A 14,161-nucleotide genomic window follows, 5' to 3' on the forward strand; every position below is an offset into this window, starting at 1 on the left:
AGGTTCAAGATGAAGCGTAGACGAATAGGTATTAGTTATAAAATTACGAGTGGCTATGTAATTTTGATAGTCTGTATAGCCATATCAACCATCTTATTAAACACTCAAATTACAAAATTACAGGAAGAGCGCAATGGAATTATCCAATATGATTCAGGCATGCGAACGTTATCAAATACGCTTGAGCGTCAAATTATTAAGATGGAATCTAACCTAAACCGATTTTTAATTACGGATAATCAAACGTATTTACAAAATTACTATGAAGAATTGGCGACTTGGGAATCTAATTATGCGGAACTCACGAATTTAGTGCAGGATTACTCAGGTAATGAAAAACTGCTAGAGCCAATTTATTCAGGCATTCTGAATTGGATTGATACGGTCGGGGAGCCCTTAAATGATGCGATTCTTAATAATAATGATGAGCAAGTAGCCATATTAATTGATGGTACTCAAAGCAGTAATGCAATCATGTCCTTGCAAGAAGGGTTTTCCACATTCCGAAATTCAGAAACGGCGGCTATTCAAGATAAAATCACAGAATTAAATAATAAAAATACAAATTTAACATTTATTCTTTTCTTCAGCTTATTTGTATTAGCTATCATCACGATTGTTATTTTTACTATTATTTCGCGTAAAATTTCAAGCTCAATTAAAGACGTAACGAGCGCAATCGAAGATATTAACACGAATGAAGGACATGCCTATACACAACTTGTCGTGCGCACGAATGATGAAGTACAAGATTTAGTTCAGGCAGCGAATGAGTTGTTACAAACGATGAATGCACGAAATTGGTTTCAAAAGAATTTGGCCGATATTGTCACAGCCTACCAAGGTGTCGATACGTTATATGAACTGGGTGATAATTTACTAAATTCCCTGACGACGAGTACGAACTCTGTATATGGGGCGTTTTATATTCAAGATCCGCAGAACAAATCGAAATTTAAAAAGGTTTCTGCTTTCGCTGAAGGAAGTAGTAATGTAGGCCGAGAAGAAATTATAAGTACGCACGGCTTCGTTGGTCAAAGTATTAAAGAGAAACGAATTTTAACATATGGTACGGCAGATGATCACCTTCATTATCTTGAAACAGCATTTGGTAACATCCCGATATCACATGGCATGATTGTACCTGTAATATTTGGTCAAGAGGTCATCGCGGTATTAGAGTTAGCTGCGTTAAAGCCATACAGCGGGCAACAACTAGCTCTCATCGAAGAAATAATCATCCATCTTGGTGTCACGATTAACAGCATCCAAGGACGTATGGAAGTTATTCGACTACTAAATGAATCCCAAGCAATGTCAGAAGAGTTGCAAGTGCAATCGGAAGAACTTCAAACGCAGTCAGAAGAATTACAAATGCAAACAGAAGAGCTAACTACGATTAATGAGCGCCTTGAAGAACGTACACGCGATGCTGAGCAAAAAACGCGTGACCTACAAAAAACGCAAACAGATCTTAAACAGATAGCACTTGAGTTACAGCAAAGCTCGAACTATAAATCTGAGTTTCTAGCAAATATGTCACATGAACTGCGCACTCCGCTGAATAGTATTCTCATCTTGTCAGAGATGTTAGCGGAAAATAAAGCGCAAAGCTTATCCGATGATGACCTTGAGTTCGCAAAAGTTATCCATAAGTCCGGTAATGATTTATTACTACTAATCAATGATATTTTAGATTTATCGAAAGTCGAGGCAGGTAAGCTCGATTTATGGTATAGCGAAACGGATCTTTATGAAGTACCAACACATATTCAAAATTTATTTGCCCCGATTGCTAATCAAAAGGGCTTGACTTTATCGGCAAACGTAGACAGTGCTCTAGAAGCGGTGTTCCACACAGATGCGAAACGTTTCTACCAAATTATTAATAATTTATTATCCAATGCGTTGAAATTTACGGAGTCTGGTTCTGTAACAGTTAATGTCACTATTCCAGAATTGACACCTTCTATGGAAAAGCTTAGCCAGACATGGATTAAATTAAGTGTGACCGATACAGGCATTGGTATTCCACAAGATAAGCACTCGATCGTCTTTGAATCATTCCAGCAGGCAGATGGAGCAACAGTTCGCAAATATGGCGGCACAGGTTTAGGATTATCGATATGCCGCGAAGTGTCGAAGCTTTTAGGCGGTTGGCTAACATTGCAAAGTGAGGTAGGTGTCGGAAGTACGTTTACACTTTATTTACCAAGCCTATCGGAAGGCAACCCAATGAATGTTTCAATGATTGAAGAAATGGTTGCTGAAAAAGAAATGGTTCAGATAGAAGTTCCAGCTAGTGCTATTCATCACTTCCAAAATAAACGAATAATCATTGCCGATGATGATTATCGTAATATTTATGCATTACGTCATGCGCTCGAGCAAAAAGGGGCTCACGTAATTGAAGCAACTAACGGGGTAGAGTGTTTGAATATATTACAATCAGGCGAACATGTAGATGCGGTGTTAATGGATATTATGATGCCAGAGATGGACGGCTACGAGACAATCACCCATATTCGTGAAGTGTTACAACTACATGACTTGCCGATTATCGCTCTAACAGCGAAGGCGATGAAGCAAGATCGCGAACGTGCATTCGAAGTTGGTGCTTCGGATTACATTAGTAAGCCATTAAATTTAGAGCAGCTCTTTTCTCTCTTAACAGTGTGGCTCACAAGCGAGGCTAATTCTATAAATGGATAAAAAGAAATTAGAAATACAATTATTATTAGATGCCATTTATGCACTTTCCGGCTATGACTTTCGACGCTACAATCAGCAGTCGATTCTACGTCGGATTGAGCATCGAATGCGCATTGCGAATATCCCTTCAGTTACAAGACTTACAGATGCAATTATTCATGATGAAGGGATGCTCTCGCAAATTTTACAAGATTTTTCGATTAATGTGACTGAGATGTTTCGCAACCCTTCATTTTTTAAAGCGATTCGCGAACAGGTCATCCCGCAGCTAAAGAAGCTCAACCAAATTCGTATTTGGCACGCAGGCTGTGCGACAGGTGAAGAAGTGTACTCAATGGCGATTTTACTAAAAGAAGAAGGCTTATTAGAGCGGTCTATGCTGTACGCGACAGATATGAGTGAATTAGCGTTAGAAAAAGCGCGACGTGGGGCTTACCCGATTCAAAAAATGCAAGCTTTCACACGAAATTATATTATAGCTGGCGGCGGCGAAAGTTTTTCTGAATATTATAAAACAGATGAAAGTTACGCCTACTTCCAACCTGAATTTCAACATCATATAATGTTTGCCCAGCATAACTTAGTGATGGACTCATCTTTCCAAGAATTCGACATTATTATTTGCCGCAATGTACTTATTTACTTTACAGCAGAGCTACAGGGAGATGTGCATCAATTATTTTACGATAGCTTAGCACCAGGTGGTTTTTTAGGGTTAGGCGATAAAGAAACATTGCAATTTACACCGTTTGACGCCCATTATTCGGCGATTAACTTTGGTGAGCGCATTTACCAAAAAAAGAGCATTTAGACGCAGAAACCCGCGTTTAAATGCTCTTTATGTATGTTTGGATAATTTACTATATTAATGCGCTTGAATTAACAGGACACACATGTCATCAGGCTGATTTTCTTGCTGCTCAGCCTCCACTAAATAATCTATAGGATTGTCACAAAGTGGCCAGGTTTTCCCTGCTAGCTCTCCAACCTTTTTCTCTGCTACTATCTCATCTTTATTGATAGCCTCTAACACACCGTCCGTATACATAACGATTTGTATCGATGAAGTATACGTAATAACCTTTTTCTCAATTTTCATCTGATCTGTAAAACCAACTGCACTGGTCGTTTGTGTTAAAGGAATCGTTTGTTGCTCATCGACTAACGCATACCCCATTGGATGCCCAGCATTGACATATTCCAGCACTTTATTTTTTGTATCAATAATGAAATAAATGCCTGTAAAATAATACAGCAAAAGCTCTTTCTCATTTTGTAGTAAACTCATATAGCGATTCATTTCTCTAATGACAAGCTCGGGCTCCTTTAAGTTATTAATCGCTTCACGTAAGACGGATGAAATATACATGCAAACAAGTGATGCCGATACACCGTGCCCCATCATATCATGTAACATAATCGCATAGCGATGGTTATCAAGCTTCTCCCAATAATACATATCGCCTGCCAAATTTGATGATGGCAAATACGAAGCTCTAATCGATAAATTTGGTTCAGTTACAGCTGGGCTTAACAAGCTTTGTTGGACACGTGATGCTAAATTCATTTCTTGTTGAATTTTATCTTCTTGCGCCTTATGCCAATCCAGCTCGCCCTTTAATCTTTTTGCCACGCGAATCCGAGCAAGCAGTTCAATTTTATTAATCGGCTTCGTTAAATAATCAATGCCACCAACATCAAGGGCTTCCGATAGCTTTTCTTTATCTTCTAGCGCTGTTACAAAAATAACCTGTACATCTTTAAACTGCGGGTTTTGTTTTAAAATACGGCATGTCTCAATTCCATCCATAACTGGCATCATAATATCTAGTAGAATAACGCTCACTTCATAGCAATGTGGCGAGTTCGATGGATCTAAATAATCGAATAGCTCCTTTGCTGACTGTAACGGCACAATTTTCTCATATTGCTCACTCCGTAAAATTTTCTCCATTACAAAAAGATTCACTTGATTATCGTCTACAACAACAATTGCCATACATTCACCTATTTTCTCTCTACGAATTCACAAATTCATTTTAATTATACTGAATATTAAAATAGAATCCAAACGGTTGCCCCCTTCTCCCTCAGTTATAAGACTTTATTTTTTCCCATAGCCAAAATTTTAGAGCCCCTGCATAGCAGTAAGGGTCATTTACCCAGAAAAACGCACTTTGATATACATCTAAGTGCGTTTTTTCATATTTTGAAAACTCTCTAAAAATACCCTTTTGCAACGGGAACTCCCCCAACGATTTCTTCTGTCGGCACACTTAGAACAGAAGACAATAGCTTTTCTGTATAAGGATGCTGAGGATTTTCAAATACATCTTGAGTTTCCCCAACTTCTACTAGCTCTCCCTTAAACTTGCGCCTGCACGGACACATCCAATGCAGACGTTGGCTCATCAAGTACAATAAAAGATGGATCTGTAATAAGTGCACGAGCAATCGCGATTCTTTGTCGCTGTCCACGCTAAATTCATGGGGAAAACGGTCTAGATGTTCTTCTTTTAACCCAACTCGTTTCATTAATTCCACGAGTCTCTTCAAATCGCCTTTTTCTTTTCGATCTGAGCTTGGTAATCCTAATAAAGGCTCCATAATAATATCCTTTACGCGCATCCATGGATCTAAGGAACTTTGCGGATCTTGGAACACCGTTTGAATCTCGCCTGGACGTGGACGCAAATATTTATTTTTTTGCCATAAAACCTTTCCGTTATAAGTGATTGTCCCACTCGTCGGTGCTTCCTAACCAATTATCATTTTCCCTAGCGTACTTTTACCTGAGCCCAATTTACCAACAGCTATACAAAAATCTTTTTAACATATTACTCCCCCTATTCAATTATTTAGTTCAATTCCTTCATAAATTGGGCTTTTATTTATAGCTTTAGCCCATCGTAAATTCCCATAGTCAAAATGCCACCACTCATTTGTATAGAACGTAAAACCAACGCTTTCCATAGAGTTTCGTAACAGACGCCGATTATCTCGAATTTCAAGTTCCTCTATAGTTAAGTTTTCTTTTCTTTCGAAATAAAGAGCACTTGCCTTATCCGTGAAATCATCGAAATCTGTTCCCATATTCAGCCAACCTTCTTTATTTGCAATGGTTAAATCAACGGCTCCCCCTGTGTAATGAGGGGATGGCGGATCTTTGGCTGGTAAGGCTACAAAATTAGATACGAAATTTAATAAATCTGATTCCTCATTAAACAAAGAGCGATAATGTTGTTTCGTCATTTCATAAAGTGCATGTTGCGTTTCAAATGAGCGCCAGCCATCTAAAATGACTAAATAATAGTCTATTGGAAGCTGATTTGCCACTTCAATTAATTTCTTCACAACACTCCCTCTTAAGTAACAGCCATTATAAGCACCAGGCATTTGATGTTTAAAATAGTAGGGGTAGACTTGTATTCTCTCAGATGCACCTGACAATGAAATTAACGGTTCTTGAGATAGCATTCTATGTTGATTGTTTAAATTCAAACATTACACCCCCTTTAATATTTTAACTATTTAGAATATTTTATCGAAATAGTATAAAAAATTCAAACAATTCTGATTAAAGGAGGCTCTTAAATTATTTTTGCATAAATAGCTTAAAATTATTATTCACTACAATAATATGTGCAATTTATCCATTGTATTTTGAAATAAACAAAATGCCAAAATAAAACGCAAAAGCCCCAAGACCTTTGAACCGTTCCATTTGGAGACGCAAAAAAGTCGAACAGACAGTTTGTCCATTTGACTTATAGGCACGCTAAAATAAGCAGACGTTCTATTCATTTTTTGCCTAAAAATGCGCGGTGTTTGCGTTTTCACTGAATGTTCTACGGTGGGATGCTTTTAGAGAGTACAAGAAATTACTATTTCCGAGTAACATTCAAATGAATTAGTAAAATTAATCTCTAATTTAAAAGATACTACGTGATTTACAAAAACTCTGTTATAAATTCAAAAATAGGGAATATATAAAAGCGAGTTGTTTTTTAAGTAGAGGCTCAAATTGTATATATACGGAGGCGTTATGATGGCAAAAGTAGCGATTATTACAGGGGCTGGGAGTGGCTTAGGTCAAGCAACAGCACTTCGACTAGCAGAGGAAGGCATCAATATTGCAGTCGTCGATGTCAACGAAACAGGCGGCAATGAAACTGTAGAACTCGTAAAAAAATTAGGTGTAGATGCATTTTTTGTAAAAGCAGACGTTTCAAAATTAGAAGATGTAAAAAATTACGTAGAGAAGACGGTTGAAAAATTCGGTACGATCGATTATTTCTTCAATAACGCTGGGATTTCCGGCAGTGGTAAATACTTTTTAGAAACATCACCTGAAGACATTGAGCAAATCGTAGGTATTAACTTACTTGGCGCCTTATACGGAGCACGTTTTGTAGCAGAAGTCATGCTGAAAAACGGTGGCGGGTCGATTGTCAATACCGCATCAAGTGCTGGAGTTATCGGTCAAGATACGGTCGTAACATACTCAGCAACGAAGCACGGTATTGTCGGCATGACGAAAAGTTTAGTCGCAGAATATGCAAAAGACGGCCTACGTGTAAACGCGGTTGCTCCTGGTCCAACAGAAACGCCGATGGTCAAAGCGTATTTCGAAGCGAATCCACAAATGAAAGAAAACGCAGAGAGCGGCATTCCTCAAAAACGCCTCGGCACACCTGAAGAAGTAGCCGAGCTCGTAGCATTTTTACTCACATCAAAAGCACAATACATTAACGGCGAAGTCATCAGCATCGATGGCGGGTTTACGAATGTGAAATAAGGACTGGCGATGAAAAAGCAGATGTGCTTTTTCATCGTCTTTTGATTGTCAATTGCAGATACGATTTACTACAATTCCTAAAACAATCCTCCCTCCCCTATTGAGTACGGAATATTACATTTAGCTATTTTAAAGCAATACGACACGCCTGCTTTATATTCAATAATAACTACTGGAAACACTTTATTATATAAACAAATTGTTGCGTAACTCATTCTCCAATTTCAATTTACGTTAATGCACCGGCTTAAAGCCAAAGTATTTATACATCCACTGAAGGGGCAACACTACTGCTACTAGCAAAAGACGGGACGCTGCTCGATCAGATCGCTGTCCCTCATCTGGTAAATGAAAGTACGCCAACAACTCTTTTATTTTCGCAAATGCCTGATGATCAATAACTTCACCTAGGGACAGCAGGTGAATTTTTAAAGCAGAACCGTGTATATTTTGCAACGTTAGACAAGGAAGGATTGCGGGAGATTATGTTAGTGATTGCTAGAGATTAGTTGGAAAAGGAAAAAGGCATCCTGGAGTGGAGTTCACTTCAGGATGCCTTTTTATGGTTTGCTTGTATGTATGGAGACGGCGGGAGTCAAACCAACGACCTCAAAAAACGCTATAATACCAGTGTTTGCAAGGGTTTATAGCTACTATTGAAAGCTTTTGACTACGTTCGATAGATATTACGTTGCGGGGGCAGATGATCTCTTTAATAAACTTAGCATTTAGGCAACCCAGGCATTTCCAATGGCCTTAATTGTAAACCCACACACTACACGTATAACAAGACTGTGTGAACAGATTTACGGTGTATGCCCTGATGCTATTCCAACAGATTCTTACAAGCTAATTTCACTATTAAATTTTCAAAAACTGAAGGGAGTAATAAAAAGATGTCTTACAATACACAAACCACGTCGTCAGAATTACTAATAAAGTTGATTAAGAACGAACAGCACCAAATAGAACTCGATACAAAAGAGGTAGCGGAGTTAGCTAGAATTGTTACCGACTATGTAAAGAGAATTGAGACTGTTAATGAAGTTTCAGATATAGAGGTAATCAGCAGCCCTCCATATCGTGAAATAAAAAAGAAGCTTGGCGAACTTGAAATTGTAAATGAAAAGATGAATTTCAGGAAAGGGCTTATTCGTTATTATATCCATCAATTGTACTTAATAAATGGTATTATGATGGTGAGTGTATTTGTTAAGCTAAAACTGAGCCACTAACGCAATTGAAATGAGAGCCACTTTATATCAAAATAACCCTAACTGTTAAAAGTTGGGAGGATATAGAGGTGATCAGTTTGGAGAAAAAGCAATTAGTGCTGATTGAGTACTACCAGCACAAGACAAGCCAACGTCAAATTGCGGAGAAGCTCAAGATGTCACGCAATACCGTTAAAAAATATATAGAGCAGGATCTCGCAGCAAGACAACAAGATACGAGGAATTTACCGGTTACAGACAATTACGTAACGCCTCCGGCTTATAAAAAGCGAAATGGAAAAAAGGTAGCTTTAACAAATACGATTATGAAACGACTTCGTCAAATGATGAAACAGAATGAACAGAAGCGTGAATTAAATATGCATAAGCAACAGTTAAAGATCATTGATATGCATGAAAAGCTTTTGGATGAAGGATTTAAAATTAGCTATACGACCGTTCGCAACTTCGTTAATCGTGAGGAACAAAAGCAGAAAGAAGTATTCATCCGTCAGGATCCAGCTGTAGGTCGTGAGATTGAGTTTGATTGGGGAGAAGTAAAGTTATTTATCGATGGCAAGCTAAGAAGTTTTTCACTAGCAGTATTTACCCTAGCCTATAGTAATGAACGCTATGCACGTCTTTATGAATCTGAAACGATGATTTGCGTACAGGATGCACATGTAAAATGTATAGAAGCATTAGGATTTGTGCCGAATGTTTTTACATATGACAATATGCGAACAGTTGTCAAAAACTTCGTTGGGAATGACCGCTTCATTACCGATGGTATGAAAAGTTTATCCTTACATTATCATTTTCAAATAAGACTTTGTCAGCCTCGTAAAGGAAATGAAAAAGGCCATGTGGAGCGAAGTGTAGAATACATTCGTCGGAAAGCATTTGCGCATCGAGATACGTATATTTCTTTGGAAGAGGCACAGCAATATTTAGTCTCCATCATTGAAAAACTAAATAACCGTCCACATTATTTGAAAGAGAAAACGCATCATGAATTAATGTTAGAAGAAAGAGCTGAACGAGCAGGTAGTTTAACAGCAGCACCGTTTGATCCAGCAGAATTAGTGGAGCTACGTGTGGATAAATATAGTACCGTTACCTATCGTCAAAATCGTTATTCTGTCCCTGAGGGACGTGTAGGAGAATACATTAAGTTGAAAGCTCGCGCAGAAGAAGTGCTTCTATTTAGCGAAGGTGAATGCATCGCGAAGCATAAAAGAAGCTGGCAAGTTCATACTTGGGTGATGAATATCTACCACTATTTAAATACCCTTGAAAAGAAAAAAGGTGCCTTAGCCCAAAGTGAATGTTTGAGCCAAGCACCAAAAGATATAAAAAATATCTACCAACGCTATTATATCGGAAATGAAAAAGATTTTCTAGAGCTGCTTGTCTATGTAAAAGAACGAGATTGCCTAACAAGAGTACTAGAAGTAATTACCGAACTTGAAAAGAACCCTTTGGTTCATATAACAACCGAAAAAATCATTTTCTTAGCAGAGCAGTCAGCTGAAGTACGTACTGTTCTTACTGACCAAGATGATGTCACCAGCCAATCCTTAGATAATTTATCGTCATTAGCAGCATTATTTCATTCTAAAGGAACAGGAGTGATTCATTAATGGACAAGCAAACAGAAATGATTGAAATGTGTAAAGAACTACGTTTACCAAGTATTCGCTATTTACTTGAACAGGAAGCCATATTTGAGCAGCATTCCTCGCCGGCCGAGTTTATGTATTTCGCTTTAAAACAGGAAATGGAGGACCGATACGTTCGAGCAAAAGCTAACCGAATCCGATTAGCGAACTTCCCAGAAAAAAAGCTTTTAGAGGAATTAGATGTAGAGGCACTGCCGCAAAATGCGGCGGTTCGCCTTCCCCATTTGAAAGAACTAAAGTTTATTCAAGAGAAGCAGAATGTATTATTAATTGGATCCCCTGGTACCGGTAAAACCCATCTTGCGATTGGATTAGGAATTGAAGCCTGTTTAGCAGGCTATAAAGTGTATTTCACAAGTGTAGCCTCACTTGTGAATCAATTAAAAGAGAGCCGTTCAGCAAGAACGTTACGCTCATTTGAACTGAAATTTGAGAAGTATGATTTAGTCATTATTGATGAATTAGGTTACATTTCATTTGATAAAGAAGGAGCAGAGCTTCTTTTCACACACTTATCATTACGTGCTGGTCGGGCAGCGACCATTATTACAAGTAATCTAACATTTGAGCGATGGGAAGAAGTATTCCACGATCCAGTACTAACTTCAGCTTTAACTGATCGACTCACACATCGAGCACACATCATCAACATGGTCGGTAGCTCATACCGTATTTTGGAGACGAAAGAATGGATGGAACAGAGCAACTTTTAAGTGGCTCATATTTTAATTAATAAATGGCTCAATTTTTAGTTGCGAAATACAGGTGAGTGGATAGAATAGGAGTATTCATTCCACATTTATAATTAAGAGGACACTTTTATTAAAGTCTGGACGAAAAAACCGTACTCTTCCTTCCATCCTCTTTTGCAAGTGTAGGGTATCTGATATCCATCAAGAACTTGTGAGACTGAATTCTGGTACGTTTAGCGTTTTTTTAGGATTATCTGTATAATCTATATTTCCATCCAGATTACTTGTTCTTTTCAGTTCATCATTCAACCACACTACTTTTTCATCCAACTCTTTCTTCCAATTCCGTTTCATTGCTTGCGTATACTTAATTGGGTTGGCTTCCTTATGTTTAGCTTTGTAGCTTTCATAATTTCTGCTATCAATAACCCTTCCAATGTTGGGAATTTCATGAATACCCACAACATACTGTATAGCTGATAGATTAAGTTCATCTTCCGAAACAAACCACTCTTTAGAAAAGTCCTTAATGACTTGATCTCTAGCCTGCGTAAAAAGTTTAACTTTCAGTTCTAGTACATCTTCTTTTGAATTATATTTTTCATGATCATTCGCAATGGAAATCACACTAGCAATTTCATGATAAATCCCCATTACAATTTCAGCTTTATTCTCTTGCCGTAAAGCCGTAAAAAGTTCTTGAGATGTAGATATATTTCCTATTGCGTAATCATATAACAAACTATCAATTGTAGTAAATACATAATCCTTTTTATTATTAACTGATTTGCTTACCGAATCATATTCGGTAGTGTGATTTGAACCATTCACATCATTTTGTTCTATATCCAGGTCCGTCGGCTCAACAGTTTGAATTTTCACATCTAGTTTAGTATTCATTTCATCTAAAAATTCTTCAATAATTGATTGGCTTGTTAAATTCGATATTCTTAAAAATAGCTTTTCAAATTTTAAAAATATACTATTATCTATTAATCCCTCGAATTGATTAAAGAATTGAATATAAGGGTCTTTAAAATCCAAATAATATTCCTTAATTGTTTTTATATCTTTCTCCACGATAAATTTAATATCATTTGAATAGACATCTAAAATAACATCTACAATAAGATTACGGCATGAAGTCATTTGATCAGGGGTTTTCAAATGAAAGAGTATAAGTTTAGGGAAGCCTACTGACTGTTCATTACTTTTCATAATCGATGAAAGCTTAATAAATTCATCGGAATATCCTATTATAGTTATTTCCTTAATTTTGTTCCCTACTGTTATGTTAGGAATCAAACCAGAGGAATGATCAATTTGTAAAACTTCCAAGTTTTTTAAATGAATCTCTTTTTGGTTAATCTCTTCTTGGTAAACATTTTCATTGGTTATTAGGAGATTAAGCTCTGTTAGATTTGTTGATTTTTCTAAGACACTTTTCTCAATCACAATATTGGTATTTCTCAATACTGTTAATTTTTCTATATTGTTCTGTGATTCTGATTCAATATAAAAAACCCTTTTTTTTGTATCTAAAAGATCAGATGTAAAGATACAGTCGAGTATTTCAAGCCGCCTTAATGACTCACATGTAGATATATTTACACTTACATTATTTCCATTAACTAATGTACAATTTTCCATTCTAATATAAGCCAAGCTACTACCATACTCCAAAAGTCGGACAAAAAAATCACTATCTATTTCAGTATTAGAAAAATCAATTTTTTTCACCCATTTTAGCAACTTTAAAAAGTCCTCAGAATTACTGAGTTTTTCAAAGTTGGTTGAATCTATTGTTTCCTCAAAATATATGCGGGCAATCCTAGAAGCATTTTTATTTAGTATCAAGTTTTTTGATATTTGAAGCACCCTATCTATATTACTTGTGCTTATTCTTAATTCATTAATATTACGAAGGCTAAAATGGCTTATCGTCAATGATAGCTCAGATAATATAGATTCTTTTGGAAACTTATTTGATACAAAAGAATCTATAGTCAGATACTCCTTAAAATTTGATACAATTAAACTTTCTTGCAATAAAATTTCTAAGAAAGGAACCAACACAATTTTCTCGGCAACGGATGAACCAAATTTCCTTAGAATTTCTTCCATTTTAAAAATGTAATCATCTTCATAATAAAATATAAACACCTTGTTTGCTTTTTGAATTAATTTTGATAGGAATGGAAAATCGCTTCCCTGAAGAGAATGTCCTATAATAAATAAATCATTATTCGTAACTTCACTGTCCAAACCTATAGTAGACATTATCTTATTTCTTGTTGAATTTAATAACTCATTTTCCTTAATTCTGAATAACTTATCATTAATTAATGACTGTGAATAATGAATCTGGCCAATATCCTCAGTATCAGTAAACCCACCTCCAAATAAAATGTTTTCTTCTTCTAAGCTTCCATGTATATGAAAAACTCTTTCTTTCGCTTTCTTCACTTCTAAACTAGACTTTGCAATGCTACCAGTGTCGTAAAGTACACTTTCGCATAGGTCCTCAATTGTGTTCGTATAATTAAAATTAATAAAGAATGTGTTTTCATCTTTAATCATTTTCTCAAAAAAAGGGTTCACTTCTACTGTAAATCGTTTAAAATCAGAATTCCCAATCGGAATCGTATTTTGTTTAACCCACTTTGGGTATTCATCTAAAAGATATTCATGAAAATCTTCTTCTAATCTTTTAATAGAATCATTTACCGATGCTATGTCAAAGATATCTTGCGGTTCTTCATTTTTCTCAGATCGATTATTTATTTTTCTTACAGTCTCCTCATATAAGCTTTCAAAATCGGACCAATTCAAACGGAAATTTTCATATTTCCTTAGAAAAAGTCTATTATAATTGTATAACTCGTAATCTTCAGCAAACCTTTTTCGATTCTTAATATATTCAATGAAATTCTGATATGAGCTTTTGAGACCAATACTCATATCGAATCCGTTTCCAACAATAACTATATTCTTTAAACTATTATTAGCATCTAACTTTTCTTGCTCCTCTTTGCTCATAAAGTATTCTCCCTACAATCATCT

The 14,161-nt window shown here is 36.4% G+C and carries 11 protein-coding genes; 6 read left to right on the forward strand and 5 right to left on the reverse strand.

Annotated elements, in window-relative coordinates:
- Positions 1-9 precede the first annotated feature (9 nt).
- Both NSQ62_RS17025 and NSQ62_RS17030 read left to right on the forward strand, forming a co-directional pair.
- On the forward strand, positions 10-2,712 hold the full coding sequence (locus tag NSQ62_RS17025; RefSeq protein ID WP_341321282.1) for an ATP-binding protein: 2,703 nt from the start codon (positions 10-12) through the stop codon (positions 2,710-2,712).
- The gene (locus NSQ62_RS17030; RefSeq protein ID WP_341321283.1) at positions 2,705-3,523 is read left to right on the forward strand and encodes a protein-glutamate O-methyltransferase CheR; all 819 of its coding nucleotides are present in this window, start codon (positions 2,705-2,707) and stop codon (positions 3,521-3,523) included. Before NSQ62_RS17025 ends, NSQ62_RS17030 begins: the two co-directional genes overlap by 8 nt.
- A gap of 54 nt (positions 3,524-3,577) precedes the next feature.
- Here the strand turns inward: NSQ62_RS17030 and NSQ62_RS17035 are convergent, their stop codons facing one another.
- The 4 genes from NSQ62_RS17035 to NSQ62_RS17050 form a co-directional block, all read right to left on the reverse strand.
- A complete protein-coding gene (locus tag NSQ62_RS17035; RefSeq protein WP_341321284.1) occupies positions 3,578-4,711 on the reverse strand; it encodes a fused response regulator/phosphatase in 1,134 nt (377 codons plus the stop codon).
- A 221-nt stretch (positions 4,712-4,932) separates the two neighbouring features.
- Positions 4,933-5,103, reverse strand: a complete 171-nt coding sequence (locus tag NSQ62_RS17040; protein ID WP_341323961.1) for a hypothetical protein — start codon at positions 5,101-5,103, stop codon at positions 4,933-4,935.
- On the reverse strand, positions 5,078-5,173 hold the full coding sequence (locus tag NSQ62_RS17045; RefSeq protein ID WP_341323962.1) for a hypothetical protein: 96 nt from the start codon (positions 5,171-5,173) through the stop codon (positions 5,078-5,080). Before NSQ62_RS17045 ends, NSQ62_RS17040 begins: the two co-directional genes overlap by 26 nt.
- Positions 5,174-5,562: 389 nt before the next feature.
- A complete protein-coding gene (locus NSQ62_RS17050) occupies positions 5,563-6,213 on the reverse strand; it encodes a M15 family metallopeptidase (protein WP_341321285.1) in 651 nt (216 codons plus the stop codon).
- 547 nt (positions 6,214-6,760) lie between these two features.
- Between NSQ62_RS17050 and NSQ62_RS17055 the strand changes: the two genes are divergently transcribed.
- The 4 genes from NSQ62_RS17055 (at position 6,761) to istB (ending at position 11,119) form a co-directional block, all read left to right on the forward strand.
- Positions 6,761-7,510, forward strand: coding sequence for a glucose 1-dehydrogenase (locus tag NSQ62_RS17055; RefSeq protein WP_341323963.1), 750 nt, complete (start codon positions 6,761-6,763; stop codon positions 7,508-7,510).
- A gap of 896 nt (positions 7,511-8,406) precedes the next feature.
- Positions 8,407-8,745 carry a hypothetical protein gene (locus NSQ62_RS17060; protein ID WP_341321286.1) on the forward strand — a complete coding sequence of 113 codons (339 nt, stop codon included), beginning with the start codon at positions 8,407-8,409 and terminating at the stop codon, positions 8,743-8,745.
- A gap of 68 nt (positions 8,746-8,813) precedes the next feature.
- Positions 8,814-10,367 carry an IS21 family transposase gene (gene istA, locus NSQ62_RS17065; RefSeq protein WP_341320290.1) on the forward strand — a complete coding sequence of 518 codons (1,554 nt, stop codon included), beginning with the start codon at positions 8,814-8,816 and terminating at the stop codon, positions 10,365-10,367.
- Positions 10,367-11,119 carry an IS21-like element helper ATPase IstB gene (gene istB / locus NSQ62_RS17070; protein WP_341320291.1) on the forward strand — a complete coding sequence of 251 codons (753 nt, stop codon included), beginning with the start codon at positions 10,367-10,369 and terminating at the stop codon, positions 11,117-11,119. Before istA ends, istB begins: the two co-directional genes overlap by 1 nt.
- Before the next feature lie 180 nt (positions 11,120-11,299).
- On the opposite strand, the gene NSQ62_RS17075 is transcribed toward istB, so the two are convergent.
- Positions 11,300-14,137: an AbiH family protein gene (locus NSQ62_RS17075; RefSeq protein ID WP_341321287.1), complete on the reverse strand. Its 2,838-nt coding sequence runs from the start codon at positions 14,135-14,137 to the stop codon at positions 11,300-11,302.
- Positions 14,138-14,161: the final 24 nt, after the last annotated feature.

Origin of the sequence: Solibacillus sp. FSL H8-0523 (genome assembly GCF_038051985.1) — a bacterium.
Lineage (GTDB): Bacteria > Bacillota > Bacilli > Bacillales_A > Planococcaceae > Solibacillus.

What these genes read in the sequence shown, in the direction of transcription:
- NSQ62_RS17025 (WP_341321282.1), top strand. Translation starts at nt 10, where the DNA reads ATGAAGCGTAGACGAATAGGTATTAGTTATAAAATTACGAGTGGCTAT.
- NSQ62_RS17030 (WP_341321283.1), top strand. Translation starts at nt 2,705, where the DNA reads ATGGATAAAAAGAAATTAGAAATACAATTATTATTAGATGCCATTTAT.
- NSQ62_RS17035 (WP_341321284.1), bottom strand. Translation starts at nt 4,711, where the DNA reads ATGGCAATTGTTGTTGTAGACGATAATCAAGTGAATCTTTTTGTAATG.
- NSQ62_RS17040 (WP_341323961.1), bottom strand. Translation starts at nt 5,103, where the DNA reads ATGTGTCCGTGCAGGCGCAAGTTTAAGGGAGAGCTAGTAGAAGTTGGG.
- NSQ62_RS17055 (WP_341323963.1), top strand. Translation starts at nt 6,761, where the DNA reads ATGGCAAAAGTAGCGATTATTACAGGGGCTGGGAGTGGCTTAGGTCAA.
- NSQ62_RS17060 (WP_341321286.1), top strand. Translation starts at nt 8,407, where the DNA reads ATGTCTTACAATACACAAACCACGTCGTCAGAATTACTAATAAAGTTG.
- istB (WP_341320291.1), top strand. Translation starts at nt 10,367, where the DNA reads ATGGACAAGCAAACAGAAATGATTGAAATGTGTAAAGAACTACGTTTA.
- NSQ62_RS17075 (WP_341321287.1), bottom strand. Translation starts at nt 14,137, where the DNA reads ATGAGCAAAGAGGAGCAAGAAAAGTTAGATGCTAATAATAGTTTAAAG.